This is a genomic window from Rhizobium sp. GCM10022189 (assembly GCF_042656325.1).
Lineage (GTDB): Bacteria > Pseudomonadota > Alphaproteobacteria > Rhizobiales > Rhizobiaceae > Rhizobium.
The window spans coordinates 222,521-235,500 of sequence record NZ_JBHSOR010000039.1; the positions used below are offsets into that span (position 1 = coordinate 222,521).

The following is a 12,980-nucleotide window of genomic DNA, read 5'->3' on the forward strand; positions in this document are numbered from 1 at the left end:
GTCCACCTCATGTCCGGTTATCATTGCGGTAGCCTTTCAATTTTCTGATCAAACGCTTACGGGCCGCGGCTATTGCGATCTGCGATACTGCGGCGCGCTCAAACGGACCATCTGCCAAGGCCCGCCGAGCCTCAGTCCTGAGCTGAGTGAATGGTGTGTCGGCTTCGGCAATGCCGCCGGCGATCAAGCCTTTGCCAAGGGCCTGAAGTCCGCTGTAACGACGAGCCAATTCCAGGCCGGTGGCAATCATGATCTTGGGACGCAGACTGCTTGCCCTTGATGTGCCGGTGTACCGGTTTGCCTCATGAATCCTCTGAAAAGTGAGTGGCGTCGAGGCGATGGCACCCCGGCCGAGATAAACGGCTGCAAATTTCAGGTAGTTATCGCTCAGTACAACGTCCTTGGCCGTCTTCATCGGCAGAATCTGCGCAAGGAGACCCCGTCGAAAGCTCAAACCGGACGTCGGCACCGGGATTGAAGGATAATGTCCTCGACGGATCGCGTCACGCTGATCGTACATTTCGACCTCGACACTTTGTGCAGGCTCTTCTCCCTCCACGGTCGTCACCCGATCGAAGCACCAATCCAAAGGCTCTCGATCGTAGAGCCTGGCAATCTTCCGAAGTTTCCCAGGGAGAAATGCATCATCGGAATCGAGCAGAAAGATAATCTCGCCAGTCGCAACGGCAAAACCTGCATTGAAGCTTGAGGCTTGGCCACCATTCTCTTTCAAGACGGGCACAATTTGCGAACCATACGAAGCGATGATCTCCCGCGAATTATCTGTCGAACCGTCATCGACCACGATTACTTCGTATTCAGGATAATCCTGCTTAAGGACACTATCGATGCACGCCCGCAGGAAGGGAGCGTAGTTATAATTGTTTACCAGTATCGACAACTTAAGCCGCTTCTCTTCCATAGGATTACCGCTCATGGTTGAGAAATCGTCTTTGGTGCAAAGCGTCGAATTCCCGCTCTATACCCACGCATGTAGTAATACTTCCAAATCGCCCAGAACCGCCATTTGGAGCGTGGCAGGTAGTAGAACAATGCAGCCCTTAGAGACCAGTGAATGCTCTCAAGCCACGTAGCTAAGGGAACACCCCGGAGCTTGGGGCCGGATGGGATCTCATTGGGAAAAAGTGCGGGAACTCCATAACCTAGTCGTTCACCGCGACGTTGCACCCACTCTTCCTTTACGTTGGACGCAGGTATCCAATGGTGCACGATTGCTTCCGCACAATAGTATGCTTTTAGACCGTGTTTCGATAACCGCATTATGAACTCTTGGTCTTGGCCCATTGGATAGATGCCACCGGCCAATGGGCCGATATCCTCTCGAAAGCGAGTGCCGGCTGGGATGGATTGGCGCCGGATCATCGTGTTTGGCCCCCAGACCATGTTTGCCTCACATGGTTGGCTTTGATGTTCGTCGATGATCGCAAAAGTCGAGCCCATAGGGATCCACTTCATCAAGGGATCACCTTCAGGGTAACTCTCCCATTCAGGGATGATTCTCCCGCCAAAAATCGAATAGTCAGGGTTGAGGTCGGCACAATGGCAAAACCTCCTCAGCCAATCCCTCTCGGCTCGGACATCATCGTCTGTCAATACAAGAAGTCTTCCGCGCACGCGCTCGAGGCCCGCGTTCAAGGCACGAGACTTGCCTGGCGCGGCATGCTGCATTGCAATAATCGGTAGCCGGTCACGATAATCCTGAAGAATTGCAAACGTGTTATCATTGCTATTGTTATCGACCGCGATAAGTTCCCATCGGTCGAAAGGGAAATCCTGAGCCGCAAATGAATCGAGAGTGCGTCTCAACCTCTTTTCACCGTTGTGGCATGCGAAAAGCACGGAAATAACAATTTCATTCGTCATGCATCGCCTCGTTCCGTTAAAGCGGTCAAGCAAATTTCCCGCGACGATTTTGAACAACGTGAAGCATTCGCTTCAAGATTTTTACGACTTCGGATTCAATTCCTATCGAAGACTTCCCGCCAAGTATCCACAATACAGCATGCACCGCACAATAAACGATCGCGCCCAGAAGACACATGACGACAAGAGCGATTGATGCTTGCATGGTGGATTTGATCGGCCCCATGAAACTGTCGGCCGCCAGAACAATTCCGACCATTGCCGCACCGCTTAGCCATGAGCGCCAAGTCACCGTCAACTGCTGCCAAGTACTCAACCCGGTGAGCGAACGGATAAGATAAAAATTTGCCATGGATAGAAATATGCCGCCAGAAATGGTGCGAGCAACAAGAAGCCCGGTAAGCCCGTAGAAATAAAGGCCCAATATGACGATCGGCACACGCAGCAACAGAAGGACCATGCCGCGATTAAACAATTGCCGCGTGGCACCCACAGCGTACGCGAGCGCGTTCGCGGGTCCAAATACGATCTGGATGCCGAGAACGGGCGCAATAAATCGTATCACTTCAACCGCCACGGTCCAATTCGGGCCGAGCATCAGATAAACGAAAGGATCAGCGACAAGTGCCAGGCCCACACCGAGAGGCATTCCAATAGCAAAAAGGGACGCCTGACTCTTTTGATAGGCCTCTGCAAGACGCCTCTTATCGCCGGTCATCTTAGCGAAACTGGGAAACAGCACCCGCTCCAACGGTTGTGTCGCGGATTGAGTAATCATCTGAGAGATGTTGTTTCCGACGGAATAGGCACCAAAAGTTGCCACGCCGAGAACTCCGCCGGCAATGAAGTTATCAAACCGATTGCCGACAATCGAGACAAACTGATTAAATGTCAGCCATATAGAAAAACCGATAATCTTTCGCCAAGATGCGACAGAAAAACCGGGCCTATAGGGCGAATAATAATATGACGTTATTATTCCCGACACTGATGCAGCTACAGCCCCAGCAACAATTGCCCAGTAACTCTGGGTAACAAATGCAACTGCGACCGACACTATGAGCTGAGCTGTATATTCCAGCGCTTCTGATATCGAAATCGTCTTGAAGTCCAAGTCGATGGCGTAGCGAACGAAGTTGGGGCTGCGTAAGCCGTTTAACAGAGGTCTGGTGGACAGACCTGCACATACACCAATTAACCGCGGATCCTGGTATATATCAGCCATCACAAAGCCGCTGACAATCATGATCAGCGCCAAAATCGCTCCGCGAATGCCACTTAGCGTAAAAGCAGTATCGAAATCCGCCTTTGTTGGTTCCTTGTGGTGAATCAAAGCGTTAGCAAGTGACAGATCGGTGACTGCCAGCAGGATCGTTAGCAACGTCGTACCGAGCGCAACGAGACCGAAGTCGGCCGGGACTAGTATGCGTGCAAGAATGATGATCATCGCCAGATTGGCGAGGCGGCTGTAGAAAACACCCGTCAGAAGCCATATCGATGCCTTGACAGTCTTTTTTCCGACAGTGCCGGATTTTGCTTCCAACGGATCGCCCATCACACCACAGACCTTTTTTGTTCCTTGGCTTTCTGTGATGCACCGATACCGGCGGCAATCAGACCGCCGGCCGACCGGGCAGAACGGGACTGCTCGATGATGTATGGCGCGACCTTTGCATAAAAGTCGCTCAGACTATTGCTGAAGCGGCGTACAAGGGCGACGAAAGATTCCCGGTCGATATGCGATATATCTGTCACCCACTCCCCCTGCGAGAGCGAGTTATAAAGCTCGGTGGTCTTGAATTCATAAGCGATCGGCAGCACGGGGACCCCTGCGCAAAGCGACAGGATCGCCATATGCATTCGGGTTGAAATGACGAAATCGAAGCCCTTCAGTTGAGTGAGCAATTCGTCAGGTTCATGGAACGCGCGATCGACACTGACGGACTTGCGCGTTTCGTCATCCAGCCGTTCAAAGATGCGCTGGCCGACGGCGGAATCGTCATATCGATACTCGGGGATGCCTTGGCATGTCGAAAGAAACACGACTTCGGCATTGTCATCGCGCACCAGCGCAGTCACCGCCCCGGCAACGGCGTCAAGATAACGCTCCATACCTTCCGCAGGGCTTCGTCCTTCAAAATGCGACCAATCTCGAACAGAGACTGCCACACGCAACCTTTCGCCGACCCGCGATCGCAATGGGGCGGAAAGACGCTCAATATCCGCGAGCGCAAAAACGCTGTCAGCCACGACCTGTAGTCGATCGTGCGTGATGTCGATGTCGCGCAAATATTGCTCCGACCTGGCATCCCGGAGAAGGACCAGATGCGCCTGATCGAGGACCTTTTTGACAGCAATCTTGTTCTTCGGCTGATTAAACGGACCAAGCGATTGCGTGAACAGCACAAGCGGCTTTTTGAGGGCCAAGTCCTTTTCGAACTCTTCGATACGTTCATCGAGACCGTAGCGCTCGACCAGATAAGTGCCGCCAGTCGAGATCACCATATCGGCTTTGGAATAAATCTCGATGTTGCGAGCGATTTGCGGATCCAACAGAAGACCTCCGCCCGGCTTGCGCCCGCTGGACATGGCGGCAAGCAGACGTCGAAACTCCCGCCGCTTGATCCGGTCGATATTGCGGCGGAGCCTGATGCTCCATTGCTGGCCGAGAAACGTCAGCACCGGCTTCGTTGCCAGCAGCGATGTCGTCAACGGATAAAAATCGATCCCAGAATAGTACCGCCGCGAGATCTCGGGATCGCTGTCAAACACCGAAAACTGAACGTCGTCCCCAAAGGTTTCGCGAATTATCTTCATAATCGCGATCAGGATGGCAGCGTCGCCTGCATTCAGGCATACGGTATTTTCTATGACCACATGCATCAATCGACCTATTGTTTTGACGAGATTTGGGAAAGTGCGTTCATCAGAACGCGAGCTTGTGTCCGCTCATTATATTCACGCTCGATGATCGCACGGCCTGCCTTGCCCATCGTCAACAGAAGTTCCGGCTGAGATCCGAGCCGTTCCATAGCCGCCGACAGCGCATCAGCATCGCGCTCGCCGACGAGGATGCCTGACAAGCCGTCCTCAACAAGCTCGGGAATTCCGCTATGATGCGTGCTGATCACCGGCAGCCCCATAGCCATGGCTTCCATGATGGAGACGGGAATACCTTCCATGTCGCCATTGGCGGCAACGACACTTGGCAGCACAAAGATATGCGATTGATCCAACATTGCCCGGACGTCTTGATGCGCAAGCGCGCCGTGCAAGGTAATCCGGGCATTGGATTGCCATCCGGCAGTGATCGCTCGAATTTCCTGTAGATCCGGCCCATCTCCGATGACGTCGAGACAAATGTTGAGATCAGGCCGACGTTCGGCCAAAGCCTTGAAAGCCTCGATCGTGTAACGATGGCCTTTCTTTTCCGTCATCCGACCGATCGTGATGAACCGCATCGGTTCGCCGGGGACCACAACGCGGCGCTTATATGCGAAAGCATTGCAATCGACGCCAAGGCGGATGGTGTGAATCTTGTCGGAAGGAGCATCGAGTTCAGCAAGGCGGCGATGCCAGAAATCGCTGATCGGGATGAGCAGATCCGCCTCGGCGAACAAAGTCTTATACGCGTCCCTCGATTCAACGATATATTGGGTAATGTCGTAGCCGTGAAACACGGTCGTCATCGGCGACCTGACCAAACCGTGTCTCTTCAAGTCCGCTATAACCTTGCCGGCAGGCCCGAAGTGACAATGAACTATACTATCGGGCTGCGACTGCAATCTGGCCGCAATCGCGAGCTTCAACGAGAAAGGCACGACAGAATCCCCGCTGCGAGCAGCCGACAGGACGTTCGGGAGTAAGCCCGGATTCCGGATCAGAAGCGCCGATGCCGCTTTGGCAGCCGCCCAAAATCGTCGCATCCGGCTGGGCCGGGAAGTTCCGTCGGCAATGGTATCGACTCGATCTTCATAGCCATAAACCTTCGGCAGGTTCGAGCGGTTATCTAAAGGCGATTTGCAGGCAAGGACCCGAATATCACCGCCAAGTTCGGCAATGCTGCGGATTTCATTAAATACGAATGTCTGGCTGAGCTCCGGAAAAGACAGCGAGAAATAAACGACAGGGAGAGCTTCAAACTCCTTCGTCGCTTCTTCTGCATTAATTCTGTGTGGATAGTTCATGTTTTTCGCTCACCCTGCTCCGTCTCAGGCGTCAACTGCCAGAGGTTCTGGACGAAATCATTCCGCAGGTTCATCGACAGCCATACGGCCGTAACGTGAAATAATCTTGATATCGCTTCGAATAATCTTTGCTGGATTGCCGACCACAAGTGACCGAGGAGGCACGCTCTTCGTAACGACCGCACCCGAGCCGATGACGCATTCGTCTCCGATCTCGACACCCGGCAGAATAATGCTTCTCGCACCGATAAAGCACCTTTTGCCAATCCGTGTGTCAAGAAAAAGGCCGCGTGTAAGATCGTGGGTCAGTATTGCCGCCTCAAAGGCGACGTAAGTCTCCTCGCCGATATGCATGCCCTTGGGATTCGTCTTGTCGAATCGCACACTCAGGGAGAAGCTGGCGGTCGGATGAATATCCATTCCCCAGAATTTCGTGTAATAGAGCCACTTCAATTTCACGATCGCATTGCGCCATCGACGAAATGAATAGAGGCCCCACTTAGGTTGCTTTCCATTCTTCCGCATTACGAACGCCTCGCTGCCGCAAACTCCGCAAGAACGGAGTCATAATAGTCTTCGAGCAACCGCGTCTGACGGAGAATATCAAATTTTTCCGCAACCATTGCCGAAGCGCGGGTGCTGAAGGCACCCCACATATCCGCATTGTTCAAGAGGCGTCCTATCGCGTTTGACATGCCGGTGGTGTCCCGTTCGGAAAGCAGGAAACCTGTTGCACCGTCCTCGACAGCCTCCCCGACCCCGCCTGAACGAAAGGCAACGACTGGGGTCCCCACAGCCTGAGCTTCCAAATTTGCGAGACCGAAAGCCTCTGCATGACCATTTTCCAAAGTCACACTCCCGTGTAGATAGAGTTCGGCTTCGGCAAGCAGATTTTTTATGTGCAACTGCGAAAGGTTTTCATAAATCGTCACCTTTGGCAAGCTTTTGCGCGCCAAAGCCTCGATTTCCCCCCTTAAAGGGCCGTCTCCGACCATGACAAACTCGATCGGATTACCTTGCGCTGCAGCATGAGAGAGCGCCTCGATCATGTAGCGGTGGCCCTTGTACTCGATGAAGCGCGCCACCGAGACAACCAGGCCCTTACGCCGCTTTGTGGTCGAGCCCTTGAACATCGTCAGATCCAAGCCGATGTAGTGGCGCAATATCCGTTGTTCCGGAAAGCCGATTTCCCGCAGCCGCTCGTGAATGAAGTCGGAAACCGCAATGTTCCAGCCGTTCCAGCCGGCCATCTCTTTGCGACCATGCGCAAAAAAACGCACCTGATTGAAGCCACCCGGACCTTTGGGATCGCCTGTGTAAGTTGCGTCAAAGCCGTGAAAGGTGGTGACGAGCGGCAGCCCTGCCGCTTGCGCAAGCGGCCCGATCACATAGCCATTCTTGCCGAAGTGGGCGTGTATAAGGTCCGCCTTTCGGGTGACAGGAAAAAGTGCCGGAATACCGATACGCGGAATCTTCAAGAGCAATTCGCCCGCACGCATGCGAGGTGAGCTTCTGATATCCTCGACGTCTATCTTCGCCTGCTGGGTATGAGCGGAAGCAACCCGCATGCCGGCGAGAATTGTCGCGTTATATTTCTGAAAGGATTGCGCCTGGTTGATAATGAACGACTGGCTTGGGGGCAAAAAAGTTTCAATGTAGATGGCGACATTTTTCACGATAGACTTCCGGATGTTGCTTTTGACGGGCTTATAGACTGTTCAGGGCAGCCACAAGACCCTCTACTGTACTTCTCGGCTCATTATAATCGTCGTAAAGGTTAATGTACTTGCGGCATGCACCGACCGGTTTTGGCTCCAGCTCTCCATACTTTTCGGCCAGGCCCCACACCGTCACACCTTTCAAATTGCCACTTTCGGCGACGGTCGTGACAAACGATTCGAAGATCTTTCCGTAGTCGGCCTCGCTGAATTTCTTGTCCGCATAGGTGAAGCGACAGGAAGCATCGAGTTCCGTGATAAAGACGGAAAGACCCATATCCTTCAGCTCGCCACAGAACCTCGCGACGGCCGCTTCGTCGAGCCTGTCGAGACCCGGGCGAAAGTGCCCTTGGAGCCCGACCGCATGGATCGGTGCGCCCTTCGCGAGTTGCGCCTCAATCAATTTCAGCAGCAAGCTGCGCCGTTGCTCGTAGTTGGCGCCAGCCTTTTCCAGATGAGCTTCATTGAGAACAAGGACTGCATCGGGGTCGCTCTCGTGAGCTGCCAGAAAGCTCTCGGCCACATAGTCGTCTCCGAGCAGGTTTTGAATTGCCCAGGATCGCATCTCAGCGGCGTCATATTCCATTGGCTCATTGACCACGTCCCAGGCATCGACCCGCCCCTTGAAATGGCCGACCACGGTGCGCACATGGCGCAGCATGACCCTGCGGGCTTCCGCTGCATTTTTAATTCGTGAAACCCAGCCGGGAACGTTTTTCCACACAAGAGTATGGCCATAACTTTTCATGCCCTCGGCTTCCGCGAAGGCGATAATCGCATCTGCTTCATCGAAGCCAAATTTGCCTGGCGAGCGTTCAGTTCCGACCCATTTCAATGCATTGCGGGCGGTCAGCGAATTGCAATGCCTCCTGTAGAGGTCCTTGAGCCATTCGTCCTTCAAATTCTGATAGTCGATGGCACTGCCGAATCGAAAGCCTTTCTTGTCCGCGAGGCTTCTCAGCGAAACTTCGGTCTGCGCAGACGCCGCATTGAAATATCCGGTGCCGACCAGGCCAACGGCCGCGCCGGCAGCAGCTTTCAGAAGCTCGCGTCTCTGCATTTACAATATCTCCAATGACTGCAACTTGCTTCAGATTGCCGGTGATCGAGGGAATTCACGTCTCCGACAAGTGATCGTTCGAACGATGGCGGCTATTGCTTGCATGCCGAGCCAGAAATGCGACTGACGAGCTCAGGCACAATAATCCGCGCTGCGGCCTCTGGTTTTGGATGCACACCATCAGGTATTGCCTGCCCGCGCTCCGCAGGTGCAAGCTGCATCCAGAGGCCGCGAAAATCTACAAACTCCAGGTGTCTCTTTTGCGCCTCCTGCTTGTGCGCCTCGATGTAATCGTCGACGAACGGTCGGATGGCGCCGCGAATACCCGAGAACGGGTTCATCGCCATTGCAATGATCCGAGCATCAGGAAGTCTCCTGCGCAATTCGTCCAGTATGTAGGCTATGTTCTCCCGACTGGCGGCGACCGACACAAAACGATGGATCGTTGCGTCATTTGCATAAAATTCGATCAAAATGATGTCCGGTTTCTGCGCCGCAACATTGTCGAGGTGGTCCTTCGCCCAGTACGAGGTGGCACCGCTCATCGCGACTTTTGCCACTTTGACCTCGCGCTCGAGGCAGGACGACAACTTCGTTTGCAGCAATGGTTGCCAGCCGCCAACATCCGTCAGAGACGTTCCGAAGCTTACGATCTTCAGTTCCGACGCGGACGCCATCACGTCATGAGCACCGAACATCATTGCGACACCTAACAATATGCTGCGCATCGACCCACCGACCTAGCGGTCCAATCATCCGATTTTTCTCTCACCAAGTCCGATGAGACATGCCTTGTGTCATCGACCGGGTGGCTGCGACTGCCTGTTTTCATAATTCAACAGGTTAACGTGTCAGGAACGCGAAACAATGGCAGGTCGGGATTTTTTTGCACTGCACACAAGCGAGTTGCTGTTCAAAATCCGATATCCACACCGTGGAAGACTTGCGACATCCGAAAGTAACCATTTGAATTTCTGAAATATTTAACAAGCGCGCATCGTACTGCATGCTAGCAACCGAGCGCGAATACGAAAGAATCTCCGGAATGGCGGATTCCGCCGATGTATTGAAAATGCAAAGTGTGTCGTGTAGCTGTTGCGCTGCACGACGAATTTTTTCCTCAAAGGGGCGATACGGTTTGAAATAGTGCCATGGTTGCTCAGATGGAGGTAGGATTGCTCTCGCCAGAAAAAGCGATTCCAAACAGCGATTACGAGTCGGTCGGCGATAGCCAGGAAGAGTTTATCGATTTTGAGAAACTGTTCTCGATCGCGAGGCGGCAATGGCTTGTCGTGGCGGTTTCGATATTCGTCTTCCTGCTGCTTAGCATCGCCTATCTTCTCACGGCCGTCCCGCAGTTCACTGCAACGACGAGCGTGCTGATCGATCGCGGCAACAGCGAGATTCTCAATCAGCTGGCCAATATGGGCGTTCAAGTTGACGACGATGGCGCGATTCTGAGTGAAGTCGAGCTTTTTAAATCCGACACGGTCGGTTTGGCCGTTGTTGATAAGCTCAACTTGCTCGACAATCCGGTATTTATGTCGGCCCCACCGTCGATTTCACGCATGATAAGATCGGCCGTTGATTTTCGGCGATGGTTTTCGGACGGCAGCAATGGCGCTGTCGATCAAGACCTGCGGCGCATAAAGGCTGCCACCAACGTTGCAAACAACATGGATGTTGAAAGGACGGGCAAATCCTACGCCCTGTCGATCAGCTATACGTCCACGTCACCGGAACTCGCCGCCAATATCGCTGATGCGATTGCCAATGCTTACCTTCTCGACAAGCTGAACTCGAAGTATGACGCAACCAGAAGGGCCAGCGATTGGCTTCAGAAAAGAATAGACGAACTCAGACAAAAAGCTCTGGATTCGGATCTGGCAGTTCAGAAGTTTCGGTCCGAGCATGGACTTGTCGCGGTATCGACAAACGGCAGTTCGCTGCTTCTCAGCGACCAACAGCTGTCCGAACTCAACAGCGCTCTCATAACGGCGCAATCGGATACTGCTAAGGCGCAGGCAAAGTATGATCGCGTGAAGGCCATCATCGATTCCGGCAAAACAGACGCAATTGTCACCGATGTGCTGGATAGCTCGATTTCGAACGACCTACGCAAGAAGTACCTTGAAGCTTCCAAGTTCGAATCGGAACTGGAGGCGCGCCTCGGGCCGGATCATATCCAGGCGGTAAGGTTGCGTGGTGAGATGGCCGAATACAAGCGGCTGATGTTCGAAGAACTGAACCGTATTGCCGAAAGCTACCAAAGCGAACTGGAAGTGGCTCAGACACGCGAGAAATCGCTGGCCGACAGTGTGGCGCATGCGACGGGTATTTCCAGCGCAGCGAACGAAACGCAAGTGCAGTTGCGTGAACTCGAGCGTAATGCGGATACCTACAAGAATCTCTACCAGACATTCCTGACGCGCTTCCAGGAAGCAAGTCAGCAACAGTCGTTTCCCATTACTGAATCTCGCATTATCACAAAGGCGCAGATCCCTACGCGCCCAAGCTCTCCTAAGAAGCCTTTGATCATCGCATTGGCAATCTTCGCCGGCGCGATGTTCGGGGGCAGCATCGGAGCCTATAGGGAGTTCCGAGACCGGTTCTTCCGCACGGGCGAGCAGGTCAGAGATGAGCTGGGCATGGAGTATATAGGTCATGTCCCGCTCATGTCCGAAGCGGAACTCGCCCCTCCTCCGGCCGCTTCCGGCTCGGCGCGCGACCTGAACGATGTGAGTTTGGCCACGCGCTACGTGGTCAATCACCCGCTTTCGGCCTTTGCCGAAACGCTCAGAAGCGCCAAGCTTGCTGTCGATATGGCCAACCCGGGAAAACGGTGCAAAATCATCGGCATCATTTCGAGCTTGCCGGGCGAGGGAAAATCGACCGTGTCGATCAATTTCGCGCAACTCCTGGCGATGCAGGGATCTCGCACCCTTCTGATTGACGGCGACCTGCGCAATCCCGGCGCGACGCGAGCGATAGGCAGGCATGCCGAAAACGGGATCATCGAAACGCTTCTCGATAAAAGGCCGGTGAAGGATTCAGTGCTTGTCGACAGCAAGACAAAGCTCGCCTTCGTCGCAGCGGTCGTCAAACGCCGCATTCCTCACTCGTCAGACCTTCTGTCGTCGCCATTGATGGCAAACCTGCTCGAAGAGATGAGCGGCTTTTTCGATTACATCGTGATCGATCTGCCGCCACTTGGCCCGGTCGTCGATGCCAAGGCTGTAGGGCCGATGCTTGACGCATCGCTCGCCGTCATCGAATGGGGCCATACGTCCCGACGGGTCGTTCGGTCAACCTTTGGCAGCCATCCCGAATTGATTCAGAAGTGCCTCGGCGTCATCCTGAACAAGGTCGATACGGCAAAATTGAAACTCTACCATTCCTACGGTTCGGGCGAGTACTATTACAGCCGTTACTCCGCCTACTATCACGAAGCGTAGGACCCGCCCTAAGGCGCGATCTGAGAGACGGTATGCGGCGAAACTCGCCGCATATTTTTTGGTCAGGCATAATCTGCAAAGAACTTGCCGATCGCATCTATTTCATTCGGCCGGATATCATGGCCGCCCGGATGCCATTCCAACAGCGCATCGGCCTTCTGGGCCTCGAAATAGCCGAAGAGCGCTTCCGTCAGCGCGACCGGCGAGATCGGATCGCGCTGGCCTGCCGTAATCAGGACCCGTCGTTCCCGAAGATCGGGATTGGCGCGCGGGTGAAAGGGGATAAGCGGATGGAGCAGCGCCGACGCATCGAACAGACCCTTTTCGATGAGCACATTCGCCAGAATGTTGGCGCCATTCGAAAAGCCCAGCCCGAGGATTTTCGAGGCGCCGTGCGCTGCCGCCAGGTCCTGGACATAGCGCGCCATCTTTGCAGTCGCCCGCGCGAGGTCGTCCATGTCATAGACCCCCTCCCCCGTGCGCTTGAAGAACCGTGCCGCACCGTATTCGGAAACATCGCCGCGCGGCGAAACGACCGTTGCGTCCGGTAGCAATCGGCTGCCGAAATCGAAGAACTGGTTCTCGTCCCCGCCTGTGCCATGAAGCACGAAGAGGATAGGTTTTCCCGGTGCGCCGGCACGCAGCCGGTGCACATAGTGATTGTCGGTCATCGTCC

The 12,980-nt window shown here is 54.1% G+C and carries 11 protein-coding genes; 1 reads left to right on the plus strand and 10 read right to left on the minus strand.

The features are described from left to right. Positions 1–7: 7 nt before the first annotated feature. From ACFPWW_RS16050 to ACFPWW_RS16090, 9 genes are all read right to left on the minus strand, one after another. The gene (locus ACFPWW_RS16050; protein ID WP_377312485.1) at positions 8–937 is read right to left on the minus strand and encodes a glycosyltransferase family 2 protein; all 930 of its coding nucleotides are present in this window, start codon (positions 935–937) and stop codon (positions 8–10) included. Beyond that, the gene (locus ACFPWW_RS16055) at positions 934–1,884 is read right to left on the minus strand and encodes a glycosyltransferase (protein ID WP_377312487.1); all 951 of its coding nucleotides are present in this window, start codon (positions 1,882–1,884) and stop codon (positions 934–936) included. The genes ACFPWW_RS16050 and ACFPWW_RS16055 overlap by 4 nt, the downstream gene beginning before the upstream one ends. A gap of 25 nt (positions 1,885–1,909) precedes the next feature. Further along, a complete protein-coding gene (locus ACFPWW_RS16060) occupies positions 1,910–3,439 on the minus strand; it encodes a lipopolysaccharide biosynthesis protein (protein WP_377312488.1) in 1,530 nt (509 codons plus the stop codon). Next, a complete protein-coding gene (locus tag ACFPWW_RS16065) occupies positions 3,439–4,767 on the minus strand; it encodes a polysaccharide pyruvyl transferase family protein (RefSeq protein WP_377312705.1) in 1,329 nt (442 codons plus the stop codon). Before ACFPWW_RS16065 ends, ACFPWW_RS16060 begins: the two co-directional genes overlap by 1 nt. 8 nt (positions 4,768–4,775) lie before the next feature. After that, a complete protein-coding gene (locus ACFPWW_RS16070; RefSeq protein WP_377312490.1) occupies positions 4,776–6,071 on the minus strand; it encodes a glycosyltransferase in 1,296 nt (431 codons plus the stop codon). Positions 6,072–6,128: 57 nt separating this feature from the next. Beyond that, a complete protein-coding gene (locus ACFPWW_RS16075) occupies positions 6,129–6,596 on the minus strand; it encodes an acyltransferase (RefSeq protein WP_112755465.1) in 468 nt (155 codons plus the stop codon). Beyond that, positions 6,596–7,747, minus strand: coding sequence for a glycosyltransferase (locus ACFPWW_RS16080; RefSeq protein ID WP_112755463.1), 1,152 nt, complete (start codon positions 7,745–7,747; stop codon positions 6,596–6,598). The genes ACFPWW_RS16075 and ACFPWW_RS16080 overlap by 1 nt, the downstream gene beginning before the upstream one ends. Before the next feature lie 31 nt (positions 7,748–7,778). Continuing rightward, positions 7,779–8,849, minus strand: a complete 1,071-nt coding sequence (locus ACFPWW_RS16085; protein ID WP_377312491.1) for an endo-1,4-beta-xylanase — start codon at positions 8,847–8,849, stop codon at positions 7,779–7,781. A gap of 92 nt (positions 8,850–8,941) precedes the next feature. Beyond that, complete coding sequence (locus tag ACFPWW_RS16090) at positions 8,942–9,577, minus strand: SGNH/GDSL hydrolase family protein (protein ID WP_377312493.1); 636 nt, start codon at positions 9,575–9,577, stop codon at positions 8,942–8,944. Between the two features lie 447 nt (positions 9,578–10,024). Here ACFPWW_RS16090 and ACFPWW_RS16095 point away from each other — a divergent pair, with 447 nt between their 5' ends. Further along, positions 10,025–12,304, plus strand: a complete 2,280-nt coding sequence (locus ACFPWW_RS16095) for a polysaccharide biosynthesis tyrosine autokinase (protein ID WP_377312706.1) — start codon at positions 10,025–10,027, stop codon at positions 12,302–12,304. Between the two features lie 62 nt (positions 12,305–12,366). Here the strand turns inward: ACFPWW_RS16095 and ACFPWW_RS16100 are convergent, their stop codons facing one another. After that, positions 12,367–12,975 (minus strand): alpha/beta hydrolase, encoded by a 609-nt coding sequence (locus tag ACFPWW_RS16100; protein WP_377312495.1) that lies wholly within the window; start codon positions 12,973–12,975, stop codon positions 12,367–12,369. Positions 12,976–12,980 lie beyond the last annotated feature (5 nt).

Bases quoted from the DNA above. Each gene is read 5' to 3' on its own strand.
- ACFPWW_RS16050 (WP_377312485.1), bottom strand. From the start codon at position 937: ATGAGCGGTAATCCTATGGAAGAGAAGCGGCTTAAGTTGTCGATACTG.
- ACFPWW_RS16055 (WP_377312487.1), bottom strand. From the start codon at position 1,884: ATGACGAATGAAATTGTTATTTCCGTGCTTTTCGCATGCCACAACGGT.
- ACFPWW_RS16060 (WP_377312488.1), bottom strand. From the start codon at position 3,439: ATGGGCGATCCGTTGGAAGCAAAATCCGGCACTGTCGGAAAAAAGACT.
- ACFPWW_RS16065 (WP_377312705.1), bottom strand. From the start codon at position 4,767: ATGCATGTGGTCATAGAAAATACCGTATGCCTGAATGCAGGCGACGCT.
- ACFPWW_RS16070 (WP_377312490.1), bottom strand. From the start codon at position 6,071: ATGAACTATCCACACAGAATTAATGCAGAAGAAGCGACGAAGGAGTTT.
- ACFPWW_RS16075 (WP_112755465.1), bottom strand. From the start codon at position 6,596: ATGCGGAAGAATGGAAAGCAACCTAAGTGGGGCCTCTATTCATTTCGT.
- ACFPWW_RS16085 (WP_377312491.1), bottom strand. From the start codon at position 8,849: ATGCAGAGACGCGAGCTTCTGAAAGCTGCTGCCGGCGCGGCCGTTGGC.
- ACFPWW_RS16090 (WP_377312493.1), bottom strand. From the start codon at position 9,577: ATGCGCAGCATATTGTTAGGTGTCGCAATGATGTTCGGTGCTCATGAC.
- ACFPWW_RS16100 (WP_377312495.1), bottom strand. From the start codon at position 12,975: ATGACCGACAATCACTATGTGCACCGGCTGCGTGCCGGCGCACCGGGA.